1 protein-coding gene is annotated in these 917 nt (G+C 48.1%); it reads left to right on the forward strand.

Features of this window, described 5'->3' with window-relative positions; genetic code table 11:
• Nucleotides 1-833: tyrosine-type recombinase/integrase (locus GY683_RS07190; RefSeq protein WP_297288088.1), on the forward strand; the 833-nt coding region annotated here is incomplete at its 5' end.
• Between the last annotated feature and the right edge of the window lie 84 nt (nt 834-917).

The raw sequence follows: 917 nt of genomic DNA on the forward strand, positions 1-917 counted from the left end.
ATCAGCTTCAACCGGCTTTTTTTCTGCGGTTAAGGGCCAACATCAGCAACCACCCCAATACGGTCAATACGATCCTGTCGGGTATCCGCAGCTTCTTTCAATATTTAGTGCGCCAGGGTATTTGTGACGTTAACCCACTCAAGGATATCCCACCGCTGCCCGAACGCTACTTTGTCCCTTTTGTCTTCTCACCGGCGCAAACCGATCTGCTGCTACAGACGGTGGGTAAAACGATTAGAAAATCTGAAAAGTATTTACTATTTGATATGGCGATTTACCTGGCCTTCGTGATGCTGGCGCGATGCGGCATGCGTATCAATGAACCTTTACGGCTTCGCCAAGAACACTACCGCGCTGATGAAGGCAGCACCTATATCCAAAGAACCAAATTTAGAAAAGACCGCCTGATACCAGTGCCCAAAGCGGTGCTGACTCAAATCGAAAACTATCTGGCTGCCCGCCGTGCTTTGTGCCCTGAAGATCAAAATCCGTACTTGCTGGCCGGCAAAAGACTTGGGCCAATTAAAGACTATCATATCCGCAATATCTTCCACCGGGCCATCAAAAATATCGGACTCAGCCAACCCAAACAAGTCTTCGGAAACATCACTTTCGGAAAACCCTTGCCGCATAGCTTGCGGCACGCATTTGCCATAAACACCCTAAATCAGATCAAAGCCAGGGGAAACTGCCCGCAGCAGGCCCTGCCGATTTTGGCTACTTACATGGGCCATCGAAAATACCAATACACCGCCGCGTATCTTAAAGTCAAAGATGCCAAAGATATTGCCGGATTAATCGCCTTTACCAAATCCCAACTGGATGTCGTATGAAGCTTTCTAACGTCGTCTATCAGTTTTTTAGCAATTACCTGCCTCACATCAAAGGCGTCAGCAACGCGACGATTAAAACCTACC

Source organism: Moraxella sp. (assembly GCF_024227015.1).
Lineage (GTDB): Bacteria > Pseudomonadota > Gammaproteobacteria > Pseudomonadales > Moraxellaceae > Moraxella.